General features: G+C 71.3%; 19 protein-coding genes and 3 tRNA genes. 12 read left to right on the forward strand and 10 right to left on the reverse strand.

What is annotated here, in order from left to right:
* Positions 1–74: 74 nt before the first annotated feature.
* Positions 75–1,448 carry a M6 family metalloprotease domain-containing protein gene (locus SAM23877_RS13505; protein WP_079030186.1) on the forward strand — a complete coding sequence of 458 codons (1,374 nt, stop codon included), beginning with the start codon at positions 75–77 and terminating at the stop codon, positions 1,446–1,448.
* Positions 1,449–1,553: 105 nt separating this feature from the next.
* Here the strand turns inward: SAM23877_RS13505 and SAM23877_RS13510 are convergent.
* The 6 genes from SAM23877_RS13510 to SAM23877_RS13530 all read right to left on the reverse strand — a co-directional run bounded on the left by SAM23877_RS13510 (position 1,554) and on the right by SAM23877_RS13530 (position 6,415).
* Positions 1,554–1,627, reverse strand: a tRNA-Lys gene (locus SAM23877_RS13510).
* The gene (locus SAM23877_RS36800) at positions 1,618–2,226 is read right to left on the reverse strand and encodes a bifunctional DNA primase/polymerase (RefSeq protein ID WP_063796778.1); all 609 of its coding nucleotides are present in this window, start codon (positions 2,224–2,226) and stop codon (positions 1,618–1,620) included. The genes SAM23877_RS13510 and SAM23877_RS36800 overlap by 10 nt, the downstream gene beginning before the upstream one ends.
* 124 nt (positions 2,227–2,350) lie before the next feature.
* Complete coding sequence (locus tag SAM23877_RS13515; RefSeq protein ID WP_053131481.1) at positions 2,351–2,701, reverse strand: hypothetical protein; 351 nt, start codon at positions 2,699–2,701, stop codon at positions 2,351–2,353.
* A 161-nt stretch (positions 2,702–2,862) separates the two neighbouring features.
* The gene (locus SAM23877_RS13520) at positions 2,863–4,425 is read right to left on the reverse strand and encodes a pectate lyase family protein (RefSeq protein WP_053131484.1); all 1,563 of its coding nucleotides are present in this window, start codon (positions 4,423–4,425) and stop codon (positions 2,863–2,865) included.
* Positions 4,426–4,841: 416 nt separating this feature from the next.
* Positions 4,842–5,573, reverse strand: coding sequence for a maleate cis-trans isomerase family protein (locus SAM23877_RS13525; RefSeq protein WP_053131487.1), 732 nt, complete (start codon positions 5,571–5,573; stop codon positions 4,842–4,844).
* Positions 5,570–6,415: a maleate cis-trans isomerase family protein gene (locus SAM23877_RS13530; RefSeq protein ID WP_053131490.1), complete on the reverse strand. Its 846-nt coding sequence runs from the start codon at positions 6,413–6,415 to the stop codon at positions 5,570–5,572. The genes SAM23877_RS13525 and SAM23877_RS13530 overlap by 4 nt, the downstream gene beginning before the upstream one ends.
* Positions 6,416–6,603: 188 nt before the next feature.
* Between SAM23877_RS13530 and SAM23877_RS13535 the strand changes: the two genes are divergently transcribed.
* Together SAM23877_RS13535 and SAM23877_RS13540 are read left to right on the forward strand one after the other, a co-directional pair.
* On the forward strand, positions 6,604–7,551 hold the full coding sequence (locus SAM23877_RS13535; protein ID WP_053131493.1) for a D-2-hydroxyacid dehydrogenase: 948 nt from the start codon (positions 6,604–6,606) through the stop codon (positions 7,549–7,551).
* Positions 7,552–7,574: 23 nt separating this feature from the next.
* Positions 7,575–9,002 carry an amidase gene (locus SAM23877_RS13540; RefSeq protein ID WP_053131496.1) on the forward strand — a complete coding sequence of 476 codons (1,428 nt, stop codon included), beginning with the start codon at positions 7,575–7,577 and terminating at the stop codon, positions 9,000–9,002.
* Here SAM23877_RS13540 and SAM23877_RS13545 read toward each other — a convergent pair.
* Positions 8,983–9,477: a DUF3830 family protein gene (locus SAM23877_RS13545; protein WP_053131499.1), complete on the reverse strand. Its 495-nt coding sequence runs from the start codon at positions 9,475–9,477 to the stop codon at positions 8,983–8,985. The two genes, SAM23877_RS13540 and SAM23877_RS13545, sit on opposite strands and share 20 nt — an antisense overlap.
* A 107-nt stretch (positions 9,478–9,584) precedes the next feature.
* Between SAM23877_RS13545 and ehuB the strand changes: the two genes are divergently transcribed.
* The 6 genes from ehuB (at position 9,585) to SAM23877_RS13575 (ending at position 13,773) form a co-directional block, all read left to right on the forward strand.
* Positions 9,585–10,514, forward strand: coding sequence for an ectoine/hydroxyectoine ABC transporter substrate-binding protein EhuB (ehuB, locus tag SAM23877_RS13550; RefSeq protein ID WP_053131502.1), 930 nt, complete (start codon positions 9,585–9,587; stop codon positions 10,512–10,514).
* Positions 10,511–11,215, forward strand: coding sequence for an ectoine/hydroxyectoine ABC transporter permease subunit EhuC (ehuC, locus tag SAM23877_RS13555; RefSeq protein WP_053131504.1), 705 nt, complete (start codon positions 10,511–10,513; stop codon positions 11,213–11,215). Before ehuB ends, ehuC begins: the two co-directional genes overlap by 4 nt.
* Positions 11,212–11,862: an ectoine/hydroxyectoine ABC transporter permease subunit EhuD gene (gene ehuD / locus SAM23877_RS13560; protein ID WP_053131507.1), complete on the forward strand. Its 651-nt coding sequence runs from the start codon at positions 11,212–11,214 to the stop codon at positions 11,860–11,862. The genes ehuC and ehuD overlap by 4 nt, the downstream gene beginning before the upstream one ends.
* On the forward strand, positions 11,852–12,637 hold the full coding sequence (gene ehuA / locus SAM23877_RS13565; protein WP_053131511.1) for an ectoine/hydroxyectoine ABC transporter ATP-binding protein EhuA: 786 nt from the start codon (positions 11,852–11,854) through the stop codon (positions 12,635–12,637). Before ehuD ends, ehuA begins: the two co-directional genes overlap by 11 nt.
* A 205-nt stretch (positions 12,638–12,842) precedes the next feature.
* Positions 12,843–13,601, forward strand: coding sequence for an IclR family transcriptional regulator (locus tag SAM23877_RS13570; protein ID WP_053131514.1), 759 nt, complete (start codon positions 12,843–12,845; stop codon positions 13,599–13,601).
* Between the two features lie 98 nt (positions 13,602–13,699).
* Positions 13,700–13,773 (forward strand) — tRNA-Lys (locus SAM23877_RS13575).
* Between the two features lie 61 nt (positions 13,774–13,834).
* On the opposite strand, the gene SAM23877_RS13580 is transcribed toward SAM23877_RS13575, so the two are convergent.
* The 3 genes from SAM23877_RS13580 to SAM23877_RS13590 all read right to left on the reverse strand — a co-directional run bounded on the left by SAM23877_RS13580 (position 13,835) and on the right by SAM23877_RS13590 (position 17,085).
* Positions 13,835–14,440: a lytic polysaccharide monooxygenase auxiliary activity family 9 protein gene (locus tag SAM23877_RS13580; RefSeq protein WP_053131518.1), complete on the reverse strand. Its 606-nt coding sequence runs from the start codon at positions 14,438–14,440 to the stop codon at positions 13,835–13,837.
* A 131-nt stretch (positions 14,441–14,571) separates the two neighbouring features.
* A complete protein-coding gene (locus tag SAM23877_RS13585) occupies positions 14,572–15,729 on the reverse strand; it encodes an SPFH domain-containing protein (RefSeq protein ID WP_053131521.1) in 1,158 nt (385 codons plus the stop codon).
* A gap of 57 nt (positions 15,730–15,786) precedes the next feature.
* On the reverse strand, positions 15,787–17,085 hold the full coding sequence (locus tag SAM23877_RS13590; RefSeq protein ID WP_053131524.1) for a peptidoglycan-binding protein: 1,299 nt from the start codon (positions 17,083–17,085) through the stop codon (positions 15,787–15,789).
* Between the two features lie 197 nt (positions 17,086–17,282).
* Between SAM23877_RS13590 and SAM23877_RS13595 the strand changes: the two genes are divergently transcribed.
* From SAM23877_RS13595 to glxA, 3 genes are all read left to right on the forward strand, one after another.
* Positions 17,283–17,356 (forward strand) — tRNA-Lys (locus SAM23877_RS13595).
* Positions 17,357–17,638: 282 nt separating this feature from the next.
* The gene (locus SAM23877_RS13600; RefSeq protein WP_053131527.1) at positions 17,639–19,645 is read left to right on the forward strand and encodes a glycosyltransferase family 2 protein; all 2,007 of its coding nucleotides are present in this window, start codon (positions 17,639–17,641) and stop codon (positions 19,643–19,645) included.
* The gene (glxA, locus tag SAM23877_RS13605) at positions 19,642–21,579 is read left to right on the forward strand and encodes a radical copper oxidase GlxA (protein WP_053131530.1); all 1,938 of its coding nucleotides are present in this window, start codon (positions 19,642–19,644) and stop codon (positions 21,577–21,579) included. Before SAM23877_RS13600 ends, glxA begins: the two co-directional genes overlap by 4 nt.
* Positions 21,580–21,668: the final 89 nt, after the last annotated feature.

Consider the following 21,668-nt stretch of genomic DNA (forward strand, 5'->3'; position numbering starts at 1 on the left):
GTCCGGCGACTTCCGGCAGATTTCCGGGCGGCTCACCCATCCGGTGCAGGCGAACAGGTCGTAGTACGACAATCATGCACAAGCTGGGTGCGGTGTCCCGTCGACCGCGCCCGGAGGTTCATGTGCCGCGCCAGCTCCCCCTGAGGCGACTTCCCCGGGAGGCCCTCGAGGCGCTCGGCGCGGGCCGCCGGGCGGCGGGGCCCCGGACACGGCTGCGCAGTACGGCGGCGGTCTGCACGACGATGTCCGCGCTCGCCGCGACCTCCCTGATCACGGCCCCCTCGGTCGCCGAGCCCTTCTCCCCCGAGCCCTGCGCGCTCCAGCGCACCGAGGTGCACCACTCCGAGGGCGTGGACACCTGGAACGCCGCCTATCCGCGGCCGTCCCGCGCGCTGGACGCGGTGATGGTGTTCCTGTCCTTCCCCGACTCCCAGCCGCTGACGGCGCCGGCCGAACTGGTCACCGACCACTTCCCGGCCACCACCCGCTTCTTCCAGCACGCCTCCTACGGCAGGTTCACGCTGCGACCGCATCCGCTGCGCGACTGGATCCCGATGCCGCGCCCGTCGACGGCGTACGACATACGGCGCGACTGGAGCCCGCGGCACCGGGCCGCCTACCTGCGCGACGCGATGGCGGCGGCCGACCGGCACGTCGACTTCTCCCGCTACGACATCGTCTACTTCGTGGCCGACCCGGACGCGCCCGGTGTGGACTCCGACGCCACGAAGGTGGTCAACCTGGACACCCCGATGCGGGCCGACGGCACCGACATCAGGCGGATGGTCACGGTCTTCGAGAACCATCCGCCGGACCGGCTGGTCCTGGCCCACGAGACGGGCCACGTCTTCGACCTGCCCGACCTGTACCACCGGCCGGACGACGGCGAGGGCGACTGGGACACCCACGTCGGCGACTGGGACCTCATGGGCAGCCAGTTCGGGCTCGCCCCCGATCTCTTCGGCTGGCACAAGTGGAAGCTGGGCTGGCTGGAGCCCCGGCAGGTGGCCTGCGTGCGGGGCAGCGGGCCGACCCGGCTGACGCTGGAGCCGCTGGGGGCGGGACCGGGCGTGGCGGTGGCGGGGGCCGCCGGGGCGCCGGCCTTCGGACTCGGCCGGGGCACCAAACTGGCGGTGGTGCGGACCGGGGCGGACAGCGCGCTCGCCTTCGAGGCGCGGGGACCGGTCGGCAACGACGCCGCCGCGTGCCGGGCGGGGGTGCTGGTCTACCGGGTACGCAGCGGGGCGGAGTCCGGCAACGGGCCGATCCAGGTGATCGACGCCCACCCGGACACCGAGGCCTGCTGGGAGGACTCGGTCTACCCGCCGCTGGCCGACGCCCCGGTGGCCCTCGGCGAGAGCTTCACGGTGCCGGGCGAGGGCGTACGGGTGGAGGTGGAGGGGCGGACGGTGTCGGGGGCGTGGACGGTGCAGGTCACGCCGGGGTAGCCGGGCCCTCACGGGCATCCCGGGCGCGCGCCCGGGCACGTCCCGGGCACGTCCCGGGCGCGCGAGAAGGCCCCTCGCCGGAGCGAGGGGCCTTCTCGTTGTCTGTGCGCCGCCAGGGACTCGAACCCCGGACCCGCTGATTAAGAGTCAGCTGCTCTAACCAACTGAGCTAGCGGCGCCTGCTGACGTCGTAGACCTTAGCACCCTGGTCGGCGGAGGGAAAAATCGAAATACGCACGGCGGCGCGGGCCGCCCGCACGGCCGCCCAGAGCAGGATCTCGGGGCCCGGCAGCCACGGCTGCCGGGTGTCCGGAGCCACCAGCCAGCGGGAACCGGACCGGGCGGGCGGGCCCGCCGGAGCCGGGACGGTCACCGCGTCCCCGGCGCCGTGGCACAGCAGCGGCGGCACCGCACCCGCACGTCCGCCCGGCCGGCCCCGGGCGCCCCACTCCTCCCACCCCAGCAGCGACGGCAGCCGCTGGGCCGTACCCGGCGCGGCGAACAGCAGCATCCGGCCCCGGAACTCCGCGACCGGGCCGGAACCCGGGCCCTCGTCCCACATCCGGTCCAGCATCCGGCGCCCGAAGACCGCGGGGGCGCTCACCACGTCGAACGCGGAACCGCAGGGCAGGACGACCGGGGCCGCGGGCCGCTCCTCCCAGAACGCGAGCATGCCGCGCGGGTACGCGCTCGCCGAGGCCAGCCAGGCGGCGCCGTCGGAGGTGACCTCCGCGGCGTGGGGAGTGGCGTCGAGGGTGACATCGCGTGCGCTGCTCATGCCGACTACATCTACCGGGCGTGAGGGAGCCACTGCGCTGGGTTGCGGGAAACCGGGACAGAAGGGAGGGGCGAGGAGTATCTTGCTCACCCGCTTGGCATATGCGGCGGGACTGGGCCCCCGGCTAGTCGGGGGTGTCGCCGCCGCGCAGCAGGTCGCGACCGAACTCCACCATCTTCTTGGCGTAGTCCTCGGTCCATTCGGCGCGTTCGGCGATGTCCGCGGCCGTCAGCCGGTCGAAGCGGCGCGGATCGGCGAGCTGGGCCGCCGCCGTCGCCTGGTACTCCATCGCCCGGTCGGCCGCCGCGCGGAACGCCTGGGTCAGTTCGGTCGCCCGCTCCAGCAGGACCCGGGGGTCGTCGATCGACTCGAGGTCGAAGAAGTGTTCCGGGTCGGCGGACGCCTCCGCCGGCTCGAAGAGCAGGGGCGCGGGGCGTAGCCGCGGTTCGTTCCGACGCGGCGTGGGCTCCGCCATGTCTTCTCCTCCTCGTACGTCACGACGGCCCTCCCCGCACGGGCGGGGGCACCCCGGTGGAGTGGGCCACCGTCCATTGTCCCGCCCCGTGCAAGTAGGCGTCCGGCCCGGCGGGTGCCGGACCGGACGCGGGGTGGGACGGTGCCGCCGTGCGCCGTGCGCTAGCCGGCGTAGGTCTCGAACTCGGCGACCCGGGGCGAGCCGCTGGAGGCGGTGATCTCCAGGGTGATCTTCTTCAGCGAGGCCGGGGCGAAGCTGCTGACGCCCGCCGTGCTGCCGGAGGCCAGGACGGCGCCCGTGTCGTGGTTGACGACCCGCCAGGCCCGGATGGCGCCCGCCGAGCCGGCCGCCTCGCGGATGTTGACCTTGGAGACGGTGGTGGCCGTGCCCCACTTCACGGAGACGGACCCGGTGGCACCGGCCGGGGACCAGTAGGTGCCCGTGTCGCCGTCGCGGACGTTGCCGTAGCTCGTCCCGGAGGCCTTGGAGGTGCCGTCGGCGCCCGCGCCGATGCTGAGGTTGGTCCCGGTGGGCGGGGTGGTGGGGCCGGGGTCGGTGGGACCCGGGTCCGTGGGGGCCGGCGTGGTGGGAGCCGGGTCGGTCGGTGCCGGGCTCTGCGGCGTACAGCTGCCGTCCGACACCTTCAGCCCCTTGTTGGCACCCGCCGTCTGGCTCACGACGCTCGGCACGCAGTCGGCCGCGTCGAGGTCGTAGGAGTACGGGATGCCGACGGTGGTGTTGGACGTCGGGTTCGGGCCGGCCGGGTTGTTGTCGCCCTCGCGCTCGGACCAGGTGACGTTGTCGAAGATGTTGCCGCTGACCTGCCAGGAGCCCGCCTGGTCGGTGTAGAAGGTGCCGAGGACGTCCTTGGAGTCCTCGAAGTAGTTGTTGTCGACCTTGGCCTTGGCGCCGGCACGGGAGTTGATGCCCGACTCGTTCAGGCTCACGTAGTGGTTGTTGTAGATGTGGGCGATGCCGCCGCGCAGCAGGGGCGCGCGGGAGTCGATGTTCTCGTACTTGTTGTGGTGGAAGGTGACGTAGCCGTTCGACCGGTCGCTCTCACTGGAGCCGATGAGTCCGCCTCGGCCGGAGTTGCGCAGGACGCTGTAGGACAGGGTGACGTACTGGGTGTTGTCCTTCATGTCGAAGAGACCGTCGAAGCCCTCCGACTCGCCGCCCGAGGCCTCCAGGGTGGTGTGGTCGACCCAGACGTTGCGGACGCCGCTCTCCATGCCGATGGCGTCGCCTCCGTTGGAGGTGGGCGAGCCGGACTTCTTGACGTTCCTGACCGTCACGTTCTGGATGATGATGTTGCTGGAGTCCCGGATGTGGATGCCCAGTTGGTCGAAGACCGCTCCGCCACCGACGCCGACGATCGTGACGTTGCTGATCTCCTTGAGTTCGATCACGCCGGCGGCGGTACTGCAACTGTCGCCGGAGACCTTGGCGGTGTTTCCGTGGTTGATGGTCCCCTCGACCTGGATGACGATCGGGGTACTGCTGCTGGCGCGGCCGCACAGGGCCTGGTGGATCGCGGTGCCGGTGGTGGCCCGGACCGCCTGCCCGCCCGCACCGCCGGTCGTACCGCCGTTCTGCGTGGCGTAGCCGGTCGCACCGGTGGCGGCCGACGCCTCCTGGGGCATCGACAGCACCACGCCGGTCGCGGCGGCCACGGCCAGGGTGGCCAGCGCCGCGTTGAGTCGCAGGGTGACTGCTCGTCTCATCCTCGGTATCCCCAATCGCCTTCACATGCCGGAACGAACAACCTGTCGTGATCACGTCAACACAGCAGGCGGGAAAGCGCTTTCTCGGCGTGAATATAGGGGGCCCTCCAGGGGCTGACAAGAGATCTGACACGTTCACACTGACGACCGCTGTACAGCCAGATGAACAAGAGGTGCACTCGGCATCCCGCGAGGCGGGCTCGATGTGCACGTCGGCGGATGCTGCGGTACGATCATCCTGCAAGGTCACAGGGGGTCAAACCCCGGCGACCGGCAGTGCGTTGGTGGTCCAAGGAAAGACGCCCCACTTCCCGTGGGGAAATGCAGGTGCAAGGCCTGCCCAGCGCTCGACGAGAACCCCGGCCCCGCTCCAGCGGGACCGGGGTTCTTCCGTTGCCCCGGGGTCGGGCCCGGCCTCAGGCCTGGATCACCGGCTCCCTCGTGAACAGCGCGCCCAGTTCCGGCGCGTTGACCCTGCGGTCGGCCAGGCGCAGACCCTCCCAGACGGTGACCTGGTTGGCCGTGAGGACCGGCTTGCCCAGCTCCTTCTCCAGAACCGGGATGTGGGCCGCCGTGTGCAGGGCGGTGTCCGGCAGGAGAAGCGCCTCCGCGTCCGGGCGGTCGGCGGCGCGGGCCAGGGCCAGCACCTCGGCCTCGGTCCAGGTGCCGACCTCGGCCGCCGTGATGACGCCGGAGCCGACGACGTCGACCGCCTCGATGCCGGCGGCGCGCAGGAAGTCCGCGAAGAGCCGCGCCACGTCCTCGGGGTAGGTCGCCCCGATCGCCACCCGCCGGGCCCCGATCTCCCGCGCCGCGTGCACGAAGGCGAAGGAGGTGGAGGAGGCCGGGAGGCCCGCCGCCCTGGCCAGGGTGCGCACCTGCTCGTGGGCGCCCTCCCAGCCGTGCACGAAGCTCCCGCTGGTGCAGGCCCACACGACGGCGTCGGCCCCGGACAGCCGCAGCTCCGCCACGCCTGCCTCCAGGCGCTGCGGCGAGCCCATCTCCAGCAGCGCGTCCACCCGGTGCGCGTCCTCGCCGATGTCCGTGTGCACCAGGTCCACCCGGATGTCGCTGCCCAGGAGCTGCTCGATGCGTGGGTAGTCGTCCTCGCCGGAGTGGCCCGGGTACAGGAATCCCAGTGCTGTCATGTCCACCCTTCCTGCTGCTGTTCCGTGTCCGGGCCGTCACCGACGCCCGGCATGTCCGCCACTGCGGGACCGGCCGGCCCCGGCACCACGGGGCCGGTGCGTGCCGACGGATCGGTCAGCGCCTGATACGGCCCCACGGCACGGGTACCCAGTCGGCGCAGTGCCGCCCACATCGTCACTTGGTTGGCCGAGATCACCGGGATGCGCAGCTCGGCCTCCAGCTGCGGGATGACGTCGTAGGTCGGCAGGTTGGTGCAGGAGATGAACAGGGCGTCCGCCGCCCCCGCGCGCGGTACCGCCCGGCGTGCCATGTCGGCCACGTCGCGGTACGGGACCTTCCAGATGTGCCGGGTCAGCCCCATGAAGGCGCAGCCCGTGACGGTGACGCCGGCCTCGGCGACGTACTCCTCCAGCGCCCGGGTCACGGAGACGGTGTACGGCGTCACCAGCGCGACCCGGCGTACGCCCAGCTCGGCCAGCGCGTCCAGCAGCGCCCCCGAGGTGGTCACGGACGGGACCGCGCCCGCCCAGGTCATCGCCTCGCACATGGCGCGCTCGCCGGTCACGCCGCCGACGAAGCTCCCCGAGGTGCAGGCGTAGGCGACGACCTCGGGCGCGATGGCGTTGAGGGTGCGCACCGCCTCGCCGAGGGTCTCGTGCTCACTGACCAGCCGGGCGAGGTCCAGGCTGACCTCGACGGGCACGAAGGGGGTCCGCGTCATGTGCAGCGAGACCTCGTCGGGCACCCAGCGCCACAGCTCGCGGTCGAGTGCGAAGTCGAAAGGGGCGACCACGCCGACCCCGCGTTGCGGAGCGGGTCCGCCGAGAAAGGAGATGTCCATGGCACGCACCGACCTCACGCTGAGAGAGGGGAGGACAACGCACCGTACGCACGGCCGTGTTGACGAAGGTAGGTTCCGGTGCGAGCGTGGTCAATCCGCCCGCGTCACTCGCAGGTCAACAGCCGGTTAACTCCTGCGTCCACCGCCCGAAAGCGCTCCCGCGCGCACGCCCCGGAGACAGCCTGCCGATGAGCACGCCCACCCTTCTCGTCCTGGACGCCGAGCCCCTCCCCCGTCTCGGCCGGCTGACCGGCCGGGCCCGGATCGAGCACACCGACGAGGCGACCCTCGCCGAACGGCTGCCGCACGCCGACGTGTTGCTGGTATGGGACTTCACCTCGCACGCCGTGCGCGGCGCCTGGCCCGGCGACGGCCCGCGCCCGCGCTGGGTGCACACGGCGAGCGCGGGCGTGGACCACCTGATGTGCCCCGAACTGGCCGCGTCGGACACGGTGGTGACCAACGCGCGCGGTGTCTTCGACCAGCCGATCGCCGAGTACGTCGCCGCGCTCGTCCTGGCGATGGCCAAGGACCTGCCCACCACGCTGCGGTTGCAGGGCGAGCGGACCTGGCGGCACCGCGAGTCGCTGCGGGTGGCCGGTACGCGCGCCTGCGTGGTCGGCTCGGGGCCGATCGGGCGGGCGATCGCGCGCACGCTCGAGGCGCTCGGCGTCACGACCGCCCTGGTCGGCCGGACCGCCCGCACCGGCGTCCACGGTCCGCAGGACCTGGACCGGCTGCTGGCGCGTGCCGACTGGGTGGTGGCGGCGGCGCCCCTGACCGACGACACCCGCGGCATGTTCGACGCCCGGCGGTTCGGGGTGATGCAGCCCTCCGCGCGGTTCGTGAACGTGGGCCGGGGGCAGCTGGTCGTCGAGGACGACCTGGCCGCGGCGCTGACCGGGCGCCGGATCGCGGGCGCCGCCCTGGACGTGCTGAGCCACGAGCCCCTGCCGGCCGACAGCCCGCTGTGGCGGGTCCCGGACCTGATCGTCTCCCCGCACATGAGCGGGGACACGGTCGGCTGGCGGGACGCACTGGGGGCACAGTTCGTGGAGATGTTCGAGAGCTGGGCGGCGGGCGGGCCGCTGGCGAACGTGGTCGACAAGAAGCGTGGATACGTGCCCGGACACTGAGGTTCCTGAAAGCGGGAGGGTGCATGACCGACCTCACCGAGCTGACCGCGGTACAGCTCCTCGACGGCTACCGCAGGGGTGAGTTCAGCCCGGTCGAGGCGACCCGGGCGGCCCTGGAGCGGGCCGAGCGGATCCAGCCGGCCGTGAACGCGTTCGTCCGGCTGACCGGCGAGGAGGCGCTCGACGCGGCCCGGCGGGCCGAGGAGCGGTGGCTGCGCGGGCAGCCGTGCGGGCGGCTGGACGGCGTGCCGGTCACGGTGAAGGACATCCTGCTGATGCGCGGGCACCCGACGCTGCGCGGCTCCCGGGCCGTCTCCCCGGACGGGCCCTGGCACGAGGACGCGCCCTCCGTCGCCCGGCTGCGCGAGCACGGCGCCGTCTTCGTCGGCAAGACGACGACGCCCGAGTACGGCTGGAAGGGCGTCACGGACTCGCCGCTGTCGGGCGTCACCCGCAACCCGCACGACCCCGCGCGCACCGCGGGCGGCTCCAGCGGGGGCGCGGCGGCGGCCGTGGCGCTCGGCGCGGGACCGCTGGCGCTCGGCACGGACGGCGGGGGCAGCGTGCGCATCCCGGCGTCCTTCTGCGGCGTCTTCGGCCTGAAACCGACGTACGGCCGGGTGCCGCTGTACCCGGCGAGCGCGTTCGGCACCCTCGCGCACGTCGGTCCGATGACCCGGGACGCGGCGGACGCGGCGCTGATGCTGGACGTCGTCGGCACCCCGGACGCCCGGGACTGGTCGGCGCTGGGCCCGGCACCCGGCTCGTACAGCGAGGCCCTGGCGGGCGGGGTGCGGGGCCTGCGGGTGGCGTACTCGCCCACCCTCGGCGGACAGGTGGCGGTGCGCCCGGCGGTGGCGACGGCGGTGCGGCGCGGGGTGGAGCGGCTGGCGGAGCTGGGCGCGTACGTGACGGAGGCGGACCCGGACTTCGCGGACCCGGTGGAGGCCTTCCACACGCTCTGGTTCAGCGGGGCGGCGCGCGTGGTGCAGCACCTGCGGGCGGACCGGCGGGAGTCGCTCGACCCGGGGCTGCGGGAGGTCGTCGGCGCCGGGTCGCGGTACTCGGCGCTGGAGTACCTGGCCGCGGTGGACGTCCGGATGGAACTGGGCCGGCGGATGGGCCGGTTCCACGAGGCGTACGACCTGCTGGTCACACCGACGCTGCCGATCACGGCGTTCGAGGCGGGCGTCGAGGTGCCGAAGGGCTCGGGGCACCGGCGGTGGACCGGCTGGACGCCCTTCACCTACCCGTTCAACCTGACCCAGCAGCCGGCGGCGACCGTGCCGGTCGGAAGCGACGGGGACGGTCTGCCGATCGGCCTCCAGCTCGTGGCGGCCCGCCACCGGGACGACGTGGTCCTGCGGGCCGCGCACGCGCTGTACGCAGCGGGCACCGTGCCCGCGCCGGCCGGGGTGGGCCGCGGCGGGCCTACACCCGCCGGAAGCTGAGCGTCTCCCCCGCCGCTCCCGAGCGCCAGAGGTCGTTGCAGGCCTCGGCCATGGCGTCCAGGCCCTCGGTGATCCGGCCCCAGACGGTGCCGGGGACCCAGCCGACGTCCCCGTTGAGCAGCAGGTTGTTGCGCTCGTAGAAGAGGGCGAGGTCGACGAGGGTGGTGCCCGGCCGGACCTCGCGGTCGTAGCCGTACGCCTTGGTGCCCAACTCGGCGCCCGCGAAGGCGAAATAGCACAGGTCGCCGGGAATGGGCGTGACGGTGGGATTCTCCAGTGGTGGTTCGGATGCCGCGAAGGGCGGGAAGAGGGCGTAGATCTCGTTGCGCGCGTATTTGGCGTGATACACGTCGCCGCCGAGGGGGAGCGCGTTCCAGACGGCCGCGCAGGTGATCGGGGCCCGGTCGTCGAGCAGTTGGGCCGTGCACGTGATTCCGCGTTTGACCAGCGAGACTTCGATGTAGCGATCAGCCATGCCCTCCATGGCAGTGCCCGGCGCGGCCCCGGTCAAGGGTGCCGTGCCGTCGTACCGGACTGAAAAACATCGGCATAACCCGGCCGGCTTCGGGTAGCTGCGCGCCCATGGCTCCACCACACAGAACCCCTCCATGGGGTATATCCGTCCCGAGGTCCGAGGCAGCCGGACCCACTCGCCGGTCGCTGCTCGCGGGGGTCGCGGCGCTCGGCGCACTGGGAGCCGCCGGCTGCTCGCGGGTCGCCACCGCCTCCGACGTGGAGGGCGGCGACCTCCTCGACCGGCTCAGGGCGCAGGGCGTGGCCCGGCTCGGCATCGCGGGCGAGGTCCCCTTCGGGTACATCGACAAGAACGGTGAGCTGACCGGCGAGGCACCGGAGCTGGCGAAGGTCATCTTCAAGCGGCTCGGGGTGGACCGGGTGCAGCCGGTACCGACGGAGTTCGGCTCCCTCATCCCGGGGCTGGCGTCGCAGCAGTTCGACATCGTGGCGGCCGGGATGTACATCAACCCCGACCGCTGCCAGCAAGTCATCTTCTCCGACCCCGACTACCAGATGCTCGACGCCTTCATCGTGCGCAAGGGCAACCCCCTCGATCTGCACGACTACAAGGACGTCGTGGCGAAGAAGGCCAAGTTCGCGACCGGTACCGGCTACGCGGAGATCGCCTACGCGGTGGAGGCCGGGTACAAGGAGAGCGACATCCTCATCGTCCCCGACCAGGTCGCCGGCCTGAACGCCGTCGAGGCCGGGCGGGTGGACGTCTTCGCGGGCACGGCGCTGACCGTGCGCGAGGTGGTCAAGAAGTCCGCGAAGACCGAGGCGACGAAGGCGTTCCAGCCGATCGTCGACGGCGAGCCGCACACCGACGGCGGCGGCTTCGCCTTCCGTCCCACCGAGACCAACCTGCGGGACGCCTTCAACGTCGAGCTCCAGAAGCTCAAGAAGAGCGGCGAGCTGCTCCGCATCCTCAAGCCCTTCGGCTTCACCGAGGACGAGATGACGGATCTGACCGCGAAGGAGCTGTGCGGCGGATGACCTCCGGACTGTGGGAACTGGTACTCCAGGGCGTCTGGGTCACTATCCAGCTGCTCTTCTTCAGCTCGCTGCTGGCGACGGCCGTCTCCTTCGTGGTCGGCGTCGGGCGCACCCACCGGCTGTGGATCGTCCGCTTCCTCGCGGGCTTCTACACCGAGGTGTTCCGCGGCACCTCCGCGCTGGTGATGATCTTCTGGGTCTTCTTCGTGCTGCCGCCGGCCTTCGGCTGGCAGCTGGTGCCGATGTGGGCGGGCACCCTGGCGCTGGGCCTGACCTACGGGGCGTACGGCTCCGAGATCGTGCGCGGCGCGCTCGCCGCCGTCGACCCGGCGCAGAAGGAGGGCGGCATCGCGCTCAGCTTCACGCCCTGGCAGCGGATGCGGCTGATCCTGCTGCCGCAGGCGGTGCCGGAGATGGTCCCGCCCTTCTCCAACCTGCTGATCGAGCTGCTCAAGGGCACCGCGCTGGTGTCGATCATGGGCATGGGCGACCTGGCGTTCAGCGGCAACCTGGTGCGCCTCGCGCTCCAGGAGAGCGCGGAGATCTACACGTACATCCTGCTGATCTACTTCGTGATCGCGTTCCTGCTCACCCGGGTGATGCGCGGTCTGGAGAAGAAGCTGAAGGCGGGCGTCGGCAAGACGGCACCCAAGGACAAGGCCGGCGCTCCCGAGCCGGCCGGGATCGGGGGTGTCCGATGAACTGGGACTGGAGCGCGGTCTCCGACTTCATGCCGCACTTCTGGGACGGGCTGCTGGTCACCCTGCAGATCCTGGTCCTCGGCTCGCTGGTCTCCTTCGTGCTGGGCCTGGTGTGGGCGCTGCTGATGCGGGTGCCGAGCCGCTGGGTGACCTGGCCGGTCGGGGTGGTCACCGAGTTCATCCGGAACACCCCGCTGCTGGTGCAGCTGTTCTTCCTCTTCTACGTGCTGCCCGAATGGGGGGTGACCGCCTCGGCGCTCACCACCGGCGTGCTCGCCATCGGCCTGCACTACTCGACGTACACGATGCAGGTCTACCGGGCCGGCATCGAGGCGGTGCCGGTCGGCCAGTGGGAGGCCGCGACGGCGCTGAACCTGCCGCTGAAGCGGACCTGGACGGCCGTGATCCTGCCGCAGGCGATCCGCCGGGTGGTGCCCGCCCTCGGCAACTACGTGATCTCCATGCTCAAGGACACGCCCCTGCTGATGGCGATCACGGTGCTGGAGATGCTCGGCGAGGCACGGCTGTTCTCGCAGCAGAACTTCCAGTTCACCGAGCCCCTGACGGTGATCGGCGTGGCCTTCATCGTCATCTCCTACCTGGCCTCCCTTGCCCTGCGAGCCCTGGAGCGACGCCTTGCCCACTGACACTCTCCCCAACCCCGAGAAGAGCCCCGAGCGCAGCTCCGGCGAGCTGATACGCCTGGATCAGGTCACCAAGCGGTTCGGGGACAACACCGTCCTGGACCACCTGGACTTCTCCGTCGACGCCGGCAAGCACGTCACCCTGATCGGCCCCTCCGGGTCGGGCAAGACGACCATCCTGCGGCTGCTGATGACGCTGCTCAAGCCCGACGAGGGCACGATCACCGTGGACGGGCAGAAGCTCTTCCCGGCGAGCGAGAAGGAGCGGCGCGAGGTCCGCAAGCAGATCGGGATGGTCTTCCAGCAGTTCAACCTGTTCCCGAACATGAGCGTCCTGCGCAACATCACCGAGGCGCCGGTCACGGTCCTCGGCATGTCCAAGGACGAGGCGGTGGAGCGGGCCAGGGGACTGCTGGACATGGTGGGCCTGGCCGACAAGTGCGACGCGCGCCCGGCCCAGCTCTCCGGCGGCCAGCAGCAGCGGGTGGCGATCGCCCGGGCGCTGGCGATGCGGCCCAAGGTGCTCCTCCTCGACGAGGTGACCTCCGCGCTGGACCCGGAGCTGGTCGCGGGCGTCCTCGACCTGCTGCGGGACATCGCCCGCAGCACCGACATCACCATGCTCTGCGTGACCCACGAGATGAACTTCGCCCGGGACATCTCGGACCAGGTCCTGATGTTCGACTCCGGGCGGGTCATCGAGGCGGGCCCGCCGGAGAAGATCTTCAGCGAGCCGGAGCACGACCGGACCCGGGAATTTCTCAGCGCGGTGCTGTGACCGCACGGCTCTGCGGCCCCAACGCCCGAGGTCGGGGCGTTGGGGCATTCCCCTGGCATGTGCCAGCGGGCCGACGCCGCAGTTGAGGGCGTTGAAATCTGGCCAACACCCCGTCACCACCGGCCTCTTGGCGGCTATCGTGGAGGGGATCCGCTGTCCGGATCGGGGGGCAGGGGCCGACGAGCTAGCGCAGGGGGAGACCACCGTGGCGCTGCAGCACAAGCCGACCGCGCCGCTCCACTCGGCCCAGGACGCCCTGCGCGTCCTGGAGACGGTGGCGCGGTACAGCACCGGAGTCACCGACATCCAGATAGCCCGCGACACCGGTCTCGACCGGGAGCGGCTGACCGTCCTGCTGCGCATGCTGCGCCGCGAGAGCTACGTCGAGCAGACCACCGACGGCTCGTACGTCACCGGAGAGGCCCTGGACCGCCTGGGCGCGGCGCACGGCCGCGAGGAGGCGGTGCGCGACCAGCTCCAGCGCACCCTGGACCGGCTGCGCGACTCGGTGGGCGCCGCCGTCTACATCAGCCGGTACGTCGACGGCGAGGTCAGCGTCACCCAGTACGCCGACGGTCCGACCACGCCCAAGGTGAACGAGTGGGTGGACTTCCGCGTCTCGGCGCACGCCACCGCGGTCGGCAAGAGCCTGCTCACCCAGCTGGACCACGCGGGCCGCCGCGACCACCTGGCCCGGCACAAGATGGCCCGCCTGACCTCGCGCACCATCACCAGCGACAAGCTGCTGCTGTCCCGGCTGGAGTCCCAGCCGCCCACCGTCCCGGTCCTCGACCTCCAGGAGTACGCGGTGGGCACGGTCTGCGCGGCCGTCCCGATCACGGCCGGCTCCGCGGTGGGCTGCCTCGCCCTGTCCCTCCCGGTCGAGCACGCCCACCGGCTGCGCCGGGCCGCCGACGAGCTGAACCGGAACGCCGCGGGGGTGCTGCTCTCGCTGGCGATCTAGCCGCGGGGGCGGCCCGCGGGGAGGTGGTCGGAAGCACCCCCGGGGACCGGGTAGTATTTTCGTCGTCGCCGACCGCGAGAGCGGAAGGCGGGAGTCATGCGCCGCTAGCTCAGTTGGTTAGAGCAGCTGACTCTTAATCAGCGGGTCCGGGGTTCGAGTCCCTGGCGGCGCACCGAAGGAAGGCCCCCTCGCCCAGGCGAGGGGGCCTTCCGCTCGTTGCCGGACCGGCACGGTCAGAAGGTCACGTCCGAGCACGCGTAGAACGCGTTGGCCGTGTCGGCGACCGTCCACACCGCGACGATCACATGGCGCCCGCTCAGCCCGGACGGCAGCGTGCCGCTGTGGGAGAGCGTGGCCGGCGGCTGCTTGCCGCCGTAGGGGACCGTGAAGAACGGCGTGAGGTTGAGGTCGGACCGGGACAGGTTGTGGTTCTGGTTCCAGCCCGGCTTGGTGACGTAGTACCGGAAGTCGGTCGTGGCGTGCCGGGCGGTGAACTGCCAGCGGAAGCTGTAGCTCTGCCCGCCGTTCACCTTCGTGGCCGGCCACGCCTGTCCGTTGGGTTGCTTGGGACTGTCGAGCGGGGCGAAGGGCCCGTTGCCCGCGGAACATATCCGGCCGTCGGCCGGCCCGCCCGCCGGGAAACCCTTGGGGCCCTCGACGCTCTGCGGCTCCCACTGGATGGAGCCGCAGCCGCTGACGGTGCCGTTCTGGCACACCTTCTGCCGGCTGACCGGCAGGTCGGTGTAACCGTGGCCACTGGCGCCGCCGGACGAGAGCACGAGGGCTCCGGTGGTCGCCACGCCCACCGCGGCTGCATACAACTTGGTCCTGGTGCGCATACTGCTGCTCCTGTGACGTGGGGGAGGTTCAGTGAGCCGTGCAGGTCTAGACCAAGTCCCAGATTATTGCCGCGAGTTGAACATGTCCATACCAATCGCGGAACAGGTTCGACAGCCGGTTCCCGGCCGCTTCAGGGCCGCGTGTCCCCCCGCCCCGCGCAGAACGCCACCGTCAGGTCCTTCACCAGCACCTTGCGCTCGTAGTCGTCCAGCTGAACCAGTCCGCGCATGGTCAGCCGGGTCACCGTGTCCTCCACCGAGTCCACGACCGAGGTGAGCACGCTCGCCCGCTGCGCCGCGTCCAGGGCGGCGATCCGGCGCCGGTGCATGGCGGCGGCGACCTCGGGGGCGTACTCCACCCGGACCGGCCGCACCGAGAAGACCTCCAGCCCGACCGGTGCCGCGTCCGCCGCCACCAGCCGGGTCAGCGTCTCGCCCGCCACGTCGGCCGAGCCGCGGAGCGTGCCGAGCGGCTCCACCGGGACCCTGGCCAGCGCCGCCTCCACGCACTCGCGCAGATACGTCTCGTGGTCCTCGACGCCCAGCGTGGCCCGGGCGGTGTCCCGCACCTTCCACACCACCAGCGTCACGACCCTGAGCGCGACCCCGTTGCCGTCGGCCGCGGGCATCGGCTCGCTGCGCCAGTGCCGCAGCCGGACGTCGACCCGGCGCCGCAGCAGCAGCGGATTGACCCACATCAGGCCGGTGCGCCGGACCGTCCCCCGGTAGCGGCCGAACAGGCCCAGCACCCAGGCCCGCCCGGTCCGGCCGCGGGCCAGCCCGCCGAACCCGAACAGGCCCAGCGCCCCGGCGGCCGCGTACGCCGCCCACTGCGCGGGCCCGAGCCCGGCTCCCGCGTACGCCGGCAGCGCCAGCGCCTCGGCCGCGAGTGGCGGTACCACCCCCGCCCACCAGGAGGTGACCCCGCAGCCGGCCGCCCCGCACACCCCGGCGGCCACGCCCGCCCCACCGGGCAGCACCCGGGCCGGACGCTCCGACAGCTCCGGGTCGACGCTCGGCACCGGGCGCGGGCGCGCGGCGACGGGGCGCCGCATCCTCGGCTGCTCCCCCGTGCCCTGCCGGCGGGCGACCACCGCGGGCCGCAGCGGCACCGGCGCCGGATCGGGGTCGTCGCGGAAGAGCAGGTGGACGGGGATCTCGGTGGTGGCCTCGTTGTGGATGAGCCGGGCGGGCCGCTGGCCGGCCTCCGCCGGCGTCCCTTCGGCGGTCGGGGGTCCCGGCGGGGCCGGCGGCCTGATGTCCGGGTTCGTGGAAGAGGTCGTACTCATGCGTGCTCCAGCCTCCGCGCCAGATGCGTCATGAACGGGTGATCACCGGGCGGGCGGTCAGGAGAAGAGCCGCCGCCAGGTCTCCGGGCCCGGGTAGCCGTCAGCCGCGCCACCGCGCCATCCCTGGGCACGCTGGAAGGCCTCGACTCCCCGCCGGTCCGCCTCGCCCCAGCGCGGCCCCGGCCCGGTCGTGTAGTGCGTGCCGAACCCCTTCCGCACCAGCTGCCTGCCGAGCCGGGTGACGTACGGGTTCTCGGCGCCCGGGCGGAACATCGCCCGGCCCGGGTATCCGGCCACGCCGTGGGAGGCCGGGGCGGTTGCGGGGCCGGCCGCCTGGGCTGCGACGTCCTTCCCCTGGCCGGTCGCCAGCAGCCGCCAGGTGCCCGGGCCGGGCAGCCCGTCGGCGTCCTTGCCCCGCCAGCCCTGGGCGAGCTGGAACGCCTCGGTCGCCCTGCGGTCCGCCTCCGACCAGCGGGGGCCGGGCCCGGAGGCGTAGAAGCGGCCGGCGCCGCGGGCCACGAGCATCCGGCCCAGCTCGGTGACGTGCCCGTTGTTCGCGCCGGGACCGAAGGAGGCCGCCCCCGGGTAGGTGGTGGCGGCCGGCGCTCCGCTCGCGGTGCTCGTCGTGACGCCCTTGTAGCGGTAGGGGAGGTACTTGGCGGAGTTGCTCCAGTAGGCGTAGGGCGTGGCGAGCTTCCGGGCGTGCGGCGGGGTCTGCTCGTAGGCCGTGTAGGCGGTCCGCGTGTGGTCCGTCCAGCCGCCGAAGATCACCACGTGTGAGCCTTTCTGCGGGTCGGCCGCGTTGTGGAAGAGCAGGATGTCGCCGGGCTGGAGTTCTTCCTTGGTGATGCGGTCGGCGAACGTGCCGAGGCTCCCGGTCCATTCGTTCGTGGGCAGCTTCCAGGCCATCGACACGAAACCCGAGCAGTCCTGCCGGTAACCGTCGGACCAGTAGGCGGTCATGCTGTAGGGCACCTTCGCGGTGACCCAGGTCCTGGCCCGGTTGATGATCTCCGTACGGGTGATCGCGGCCGGTTCCGCTCCGGCCGGGGGAAGGGCCGGCGTACCGGTCGGGCCGTGCAGCGGAGCCCTCGGGCCCTGCGGGGTGTCGGGCTCCTCACCTGCGAAGACGCCCGGCAGGTGGGAGGCGTGGACGGTGGTCAGGGCCGCCGCGGCCTGTCCCGCGCCCAGGGCGCCGGTGGCGGTGGCCGCGGCCACGATCAGCGCGCCGCGGGCGGCCGGACGGGCCGGGGCGCGTCCGGCGGGGGAATGCGGCAGGACCCGGTGCCCATGGCGGCAGCCGGGACAGGCGCAGTCGCGCGCGGGATCGATTTCCTCGAATACGGGAGCCTCCATGCGATTCCCCTCACACTCCCGGTGAACAGGTCCGCGGCGGTGCACTTCGGTACATGTCGGTCAGTTTCTCAACTGTCTTGTTCGCGCGCATGTTGACGGTCCGAATGATGTACCCGGCCGCGGGCGCGCTCCGGGGGGCGCTCCGCGGGCGGTCCGGAGCACCGGTCGGCATCGGGTAGAGTTGTGCAGGTCAGCAGGCGCCGCTAGCTCAGTTGGTTAGAGCAGCTGACTCTTAATCAGCGGGTCCGGGGTTCGAGTCCCTGGCGGCGCACCGACGGTCGAAGGCCCCTCGTAGCACACGAGGGGCCTTCGGCGTACCCGGATCACAGGCACCTTGCGATCATGACGAACGCCGTAGAAGTCTGGTCCGGTTGGGGGGCCGGATGCCGAGGGGGGCATCATGCAACCGGTGGTCGCCATTCCATGTCTATATAAGGTGTGGATGCCGTGGTGACAGCGACCCACCACTGTGACGTCCGTGAAGGTCGAGGGGGACCGGGGCGGACGAAGGAAGCGACGAAACACGCGTGACCCGCGTGTGGGGGGATGACTCATGACGTCGACGCCGACGGGCGCCGGGCAGGACCACGACCCGTCCCAGACCACCCAGCTCAGGGTGCCCGCGCATCGGACCTGGAACACCGGCTCGTTCCGCCGGATAAAGAAGACCCTGCCGAGGTACGACTACGAGCACTACAGCCGGCTCGCGGGCCCCCTCACCCAGCCCGACCCGCACAAGCCGTACAAGGTGCAGTACCGCTCGCTGATCTCGCAGGAGCCGCACCGTCTGCGGGTGGCGCTGATGCTGGCCGCGGCCCCGCTGCTGTCGGTGGTGCTGCTGGTCTGGCTGCTCCAGCCCACGCACTGGACCGAGCGCGACTACCCGGCCTTCGACTGGCTGCCCACGCTCGACATCGTGATGCTCGTGGCGATCGGCCTGATCGAACTCTTCCGCTGCCTGAACGTGCTGTCGAACGCGCACGCGACCCTGGTCGCCCGGGACCCGATCCCGGTGGTGCCCGAGACCGGCACGCGGGTCGCCTTCCTCACCTCCTTCGTGCCCGGCAAGGAGCCGCTGGAGATGGTGACGAAGACCCTGGAGGCGGCCGTGAAGATCCGCCACCGCGGTCTTATGCACGTCTGGCTCCTCGACGAGGGCGACGACCCCGAGGTGAAGGACGTCTGCGCGCGCCTCGGCGTGCACCACTTCTCCCGCAAGGGCGTCGCGAAGTGGAACATGCCCAAGGGCCCGCACCGCGCCAAGACCAAGCACGGCAACTACAACGCCTGGCTCGAGGCGCACGGCGACGACTACGACTTCTTCGCCTCGGTCGACACCGACCACGTGCCGCTGCCCAACTACCTGGAGCGGATGCTCGGCTTCTTCCGCGACCCGGACGTCGGCTTCGTCATCGGCCCGCAGGTCTACGGCAACTACGACAACCCGATCACCAAGGCCGCGGAGTCGCAGCAGTTCCTCTTCCACGCCCTGATCCAGCGCGCGGGCAACCGCTACGGCTCCCCCATGTTCGTGGGCACCTCCAACGCGGTGCGCATCAAGGCGCTGAAGCAGATCGGCGGCCTGTACGACTCGATCACCGAGGACATGGCGACCGGCTTCGAGATCCACCGCCACAAGAACCCGGCCACCGGCCGCAAGTGGCGCTCGGTCTACACCCCGGACGTGCTCGCGGTCGGCGAGGGCCCGAACGCCTGGACGGACTTCTTCACCCAGCAGATGCGCTGGTCACGAGGGACGTACGAGACGATCCTCAAGCAGTACTGGAAGGGCTGGTACTCGCTCCCGCCGAGCAAGCTCTTCAACTACACGATGATGATCATCTTCTACCCGATGTCGGCCCTGAACTGGATCCTGGCGGCGCTGAGCTGCTGCCTGTTCCTGGGGCTCGGTGCCTCGGGCGTCAACATCGACCCGGCCGTCTGGCTGATGCTCTACGGCAACGCCTCCGCCCTCCAGATCGGGCTCTACGTCTGGAACCGCCGCCACAACGTCTCGCCGCACGAGCCGGAGGGCTCCGGCGGCGTGGCCGGCATGGTGATGTCCGCGCTGTCGGCGCCGCTGTACGCCAAGGCGCTCATCGACTCGGTGCTGCGCCGCAAGAGCAAGTTCGTGGTGACGCCGAAGGGCGACTCGGCCAGCCCGGACACCTGGTTCGGCACCTTCCGGTACCACTGGTACTTCATCGCGATCTTCGCCGGCTCGATCACGGCCGGTTTCGTCTTCGGGCACTCGCACCCCGCGATGATCATCTGGGCGACCTTCGCGCTGCTGATCACCGCGTCGCCGATGTTCGCCTGGCGCCACGAACTGCGGAAGGCGAAGAAGCGACCGCCGGCCGTGGCGGCGGAGCCCGCGCCGCGGGTCCCCTCGCAGCAGCCGGCGTCCGCTGCCCCGGCGCCCGCTCAGGCGTACGCGCCGCACGCGCCGCACGCGCCGCACGCGCCGCAGCAGAAGCCCAGCTGGGCGGCTCCCTCCGACGGGGGCAACGACCAGACCATGCAGATCGCCCTTGGTGGACTTGGGGGACGTAAGGAATGAAAGACCGTGCCGGCCGCCGCCGCGCCCGTCGCTTCGCGATAGGTACGGCGGTGGTAGTCGCGCTGGCCGGGATGAACGGGCCGTGGCTCTACCGCTTCGGAACCGAGAAATACCACCAGTACAAGATCAACCAGCCGGAGTACAAGGCCGCCAACGGCAAGTGGGAGATCATCGAGTTTCCCGAGAAGTACCGGCAGAACACCATCCACGCGGCGCTGCTGCGCACCGGCAAGGTGCTGCTCGTCGCGGGGTCGGGCAACAACCAGGACAACTTCGACGCGAAGAAGTTCGACACCCGGATCTGGGACCCGGTCAAGGGGACCATCAAGACGGTCCCGACGCCGACCGACCTGTTCTGCACCGGCCACACCCAGCTCGCCAACGGCAATCTGCTGATCGCGGGCGGCACCAAGCGGTACGAGAAGCTCAAGGGTGACGTCACCAAGGCCGGCGGCCTGATGATCGTCCACAACGAGAACCCGGACAAGCCGATCACCCTGCCGGCGGGCACCAAGTTCACCGGCAAGGAGAACGGCAAGACCTTCGTCTCCAAGGACCCGGTGCTGGTGCCCCGCGCCGAGAAGGTCTTCGACCCGGAGACCGGCGCGTTCGTGCGCAACGACCCGGGCCTCGGCCGGATCTACGTCGAGGCGCAGCAGAGCGGCGCGAAGTACGAGACGGGCACGCAGGACAACTACCGCGTCCAGGGCCTGTCGGGCACGGACGCGCGCAACACCTACGGCATCGCGCAGAAGCTCGCCCTGGACAAGAAGGACTTCCAGGGCATCAGGGACGCCTTCGAGTTCGACCCGGTCGCCGAGAAGTACATCAAGGTCGACCCGATGCACGAGGCCCGCTGGTACCCGACGCTCACCACCCTGAGCGACGGAAAGATCCTCAGCGTCTCCGGCCTCGACGACATCGGCCAGCTGGTCCCGGGCAAGAACGAGGTCTACGACCCGGAGACCAGGAAGTGGACCTACACCGACAAGGTCCGCCAGTTCCCGACGTACCCGGCGCTGTTCCTGATGCAGAACGGCAAGGTCTTCTACTCGGGCGCCAACGCCGGTTACGGCCCCGACGACGTGGGCCGCGACCCGGGCATCTGGGACGTGGAGTCCAACAAGTTCACCAAGGTCCCCGGCATGAGCGACGCGAACATGCTGGAGACCGCCAACTCGGTGCTGCTGCCGCCGGCGCAGGACGAGAAGTACATGGTGATCGGCGGTGGCGGGGTCGGCGAGTCCCGGCTGTCCAGCGAGAAGACCCGGATCGTCGACCTGAAGGCGGACGACCCGAGGTTCGTGGACGGGCCGTCGATGGAGAAGGGCACGCGCTATCCGCAGGCCTCGGTCCTGCCCGACGACAGCGTGCTGGTCTCCGGCGGCTCGCAGGACTACCGGGGGCGCGGCGACTCCAACATCCTCCAGGCGCGGCTCTACCACCCGGACACCAACGAGTTCGAGCAGGTGGCCGATCCGCTGGTGGGCCGCAACTACCACTCGGGGTCGATCCTGCTGCCCGACGGCCGCCTGATGTTCTTCGGGTCGGACTCGCTCTACGCCGACAAGGCCAACACCAAGCCGGGCGAGTTCGAGCAGCGCATCGAGATCTACACCCCGCCGTACCTGTACCGGGACTCGCGGCCGGACCTGTCGGGTGGCCCGCAGACCATCGAGCGCGGTGAGTCGGGCACGTTCACCTCGCGGGCGGCGTCGACGGTGAAGAAGGTGCGGCTGATCCGGCCGAGCGCCTCGACACACGTCACCGACGTGGATCAGCGGTCCATCGCGCTGGACTTCACGGTGGACGGTCAGAAGCTCACGGTGACGGTGCCGGAGAACAAGAACCTCGTCCAGTCCGGGTGGTACATGATGTTCGTGACGGACGGGGAGGGCACGCCGTCCAAGGCGCAGTGGGTGAAGGTGCCGTAGCGCCGCGCGGCCGGCCGCTGTTCGTCTGCGGGTGCGTCGTGGCTGGTCGCGAGTTCCCCGCGCCCCTTGGGCCCGGGGAACTCGCCGTC

This window comes from Streptomyces ambofaciens ATCC 23877 (assembly GCF_001267885.1).
Classification (GTDB): Bacteria; Actinomycetota; Actinomycetes; order Streptomycetales; family Streptomycetaceae; genus Streptomyces; species Streptomyces ambofaciens.

Excerpts from the sequence above, each read along its gene's own strand:
- SAM23877_RS13580 (WP_053131518.1), bottom strand. The coding sequence starts at position 14,440 with ATGCGCACCAGGACCAAGTTGTATGCAGCCGCGGTGGGCGTGGCGACC.
- SAM23877_RS13545 (WP_053131499.1), bottom strand. The coding sequence starts at position 9,477 with ATGGCTGATCGCTACATCGAAGTCTCGCTGGTCAAACGCGGAATCACG.
- ehuB (WP_053131502.1), top strand. The coding sequence starts at position 9,585 with ATGGCTCCACCACACAGAACCCCTCCATGGGGTATATCCGTCCCGAGG.
- SAM23877_RS13520 (WP_053131484.1), bottom strand. The coding sequence starts at position 4,425 with ATGAGACGAGCAGTCACCCTGCGACTCAACGCGGCGCTGGCCACCCTG.
- SAM23877_RS13540 (WP_053131496.1), top strand. The coding sequence starts at position 7,575 with ATGACCGACCTCACCGAGCTGACCGCGGTACAGCTCCTCGACGGCTAC.
- SAM23877_RS13505 (WP_079030186.1), top strand. The coding sequence starts at position 75 with ATGCACAAGCTGGGTGCGGTGTCCCGTCGACCGCGCCCGGAGGTTCAT.
- SAM23877_RS13600 (WP_053131527.1), top strand. The coding sequence starts at position 17,639 with ATGACGTCGACGCCGACGGGCGCCGGGCAGGACCACGACCCGTCCCAG.
- SAM23877_RS13590 (WP_053131524.1), bottom strand. The coding sequence starts at position 17,085 with ATGGAGGCTCCCGTATTCGAGGAAATCGATCCCGCGCGCGACTGCGCC.
- SAM23877_RS13535 (WP_053131493.1), top strand. The coding sequence starts at position 6,604 with ATGAGCACGCCCACCCTTCTCGTCCTGGACGCCGAGCCCCTCCCCCGT.
- SAM23877_RS13585 (WP_053131521.1), bottom strand. The coding sequence starts at position 15,729 with ATGAGTACGACCTCTTCCACGAACCCGGACATCAGGCCGCCGGCCCCG.
- SAM23877_RS13515 (WP_053131481.1), bottom strand. The coding sequence starts at position 2,701 with ATGGCGGAGCCCACGCCGCGTCGGAACGAACCGCGGCTACGCCCCGCG.
- SAM23877_RS36800 (WP_063796778.1), bottom strand. The coding sequence starts at position 2,226 with ATGAGCAGCGCACGCGATGTCACCCTCGACGCCACTCCCCACGCCGCG.
- glxA (WP_053131530.1), top strand. The coding sequence starts at position 19,642 with ATGAAAGACCGTGCCGGCCGCCGCCGCGCCCGTCGCTTCGCGATAGGT.
- ehuD (WP_053131507.1), top strand. The coding sequence starts at position 11,212 with ATGAACTGGGACTGGAGCGCGGTCTCCGACTTCATGCCGCACTTCTGG.
- ehuC (WP_053131504.1), top strand. The coding sequence starts at position 10,511 with ATGACCTCCGGACTGTGGGAACTGGTACTCCAGGGCGTCTGGGTCACT.
- SAM23877_RS13530 (WP_053131490.1), bottom strand. The coding sequence starts at position 6,415 with ATGGACATCTCCTTTCTCGGCGGACCCGCTCCGCAACGCGGGGTCGGC.
- SAM23877_RS13525 (WP_053131487.1), bottom strand. The coding sequence starts at position 5,573 with ATGACAGCACTGGGATTCCTGTACCCGGGCCACTCCGGCGAGGACGAC.